Raw genomic sequence first — 1,264 nt, 5'->3', positions numbered from 1 at the left:
ATCAGGTTGATAGGTCTGAGGTGGAAGCGTGGTGACACGTGGAGCTGACAGATACTAATAGATCGAGGACTTAACCTATATTCTAATGTGAAGCATGAACATTGTTATCTAGTTTTGAGAGAACATTCTCTCCATCAGGTTTGGTGGCGATAGCGAAGAGGTCACACCCGTTCCCATACCGAACACGGAAGTTAAGCTCTTCAGCGCCGATGGTAGTTGGGGGTTTCCCCCTGTGAGAGTAGGACGCCGCCAAGCTTTTCTAAGGATCAGTTCCATACGGAACTGGTCTTTTTTGTGTTTTTGAAAAAATTACTTCTATTAAATCACTTTGTAAAGTGAGAAGTGATGATTTAGTAAATGCCTTATCGATAAGTTGATCTTTCTGTCCGTCTCACTTTCATGTATTTTCATTGAACAACGCAGCTGTTGTTGTGGGTCGGCCGTTCAATTCGTTTAGGATGAAGATCAAAAGCATAGAAAGCAGCTAATAAGAATTTTCTTTGGCAGCCAGATACAGAGGACTATTTAGAGACACACTAGATGACTGAGTATCGCAACACTTACAGTTGAATTTTTCGCTCGCTCTAAGTAAGAATAAGAAAGAATCAACACTAACTTGATACCCTAGTAACACTTTGATATTGAAGATAGTAAAGAAACAGCATCATTTAAGGATATTTTTACATGAAAATGATTTCTCAGAAAAATAAAATAATAAAAGAATTCCTTCTCTAAATGATTTGTATGAGAAGATATATTGAATAAAATAAGCATGTAAAAAGCTTGAAAAGGGTAATTTCCCATCAATAAAGCTTTATTAGAGCCCTTTTTAACAAAAAAACATAAAAAGATGAAAAAAAGACTTTTAAAATGATGAGACAAGTGGTAGAATTCTTTAGGTGCCTTAACGAAAAGATGAAAAAACAACGTTAAAATAAATTCAAAAATTATTTTAAAAAAGTCTTTACAAACAATATCTTATCGTTATATAATACTATTTGTCGGATCGAGAGACATTCGAAATGACAACACAATATGGAGGATTAGCTCAGCTGGGAGAGCATCTGCCTTACAAGCAGAGGGTCGGCGGTTCGAGCCCGTCATCCTCCACCATATTTATTCTTACATAATGTTAGAATAGATAAAGCCGGTGTAGCTCAACTGGTAGAGCAACTGACTTGTAATCAGTAGGTTGGGGGTTCAAGTCCTCTTGCCGGCACCACTTTCATATGGTAAGATAGACAAGTCGCTTTTAAAGAGAGCC

The 1,264-nt window shown here is 37.0% G+C and carries 2 tRNA genes and 1 rRNA gene; all 3 read left to right on the top strand.

Annotated features, from left to right (window positions below):
• Window positions 1–139 precede the first annotated feature (139 nt).
• The 3 genes from rrf (at window position 140) to C6Y01_RS18780 (ending at window position 1,222) form a co-directional block, all read left to right on the top strand.
• A 5S ribosomal RNA gene (gene rrf, locus C6Y01_RS18790) occupies window positions 140–255 on the top strand.
• 782 nt (window positions 256–1,037) lie between these two features.
• Window positions 1,038–1,113 (top strand) — tRNA-Val (locus C6Y01_RS18785).
• Between the two features lie 33 nt (window positions 1,114–1,146).
• A tRNA-Thr gene (locus C6Y01_RS18780) sits at window positions 1,147–1,222 on the top strand.
• Window positions 1,223–1,264: the final 42 nt, after the last annotated feature.

The organism is Bacillus sp. NMCC46 (genome assembly GCF_002998465.1).
In the GTDB taxonomy this organism is placed as follows: domain Bacteria; phylum Bacillota; class Bacilli; order Bacillales; family Bacillaceae; genus Bacillus.
This window is presented reverse-complemented; position numbering and strand designations above follow the sequence as displayed.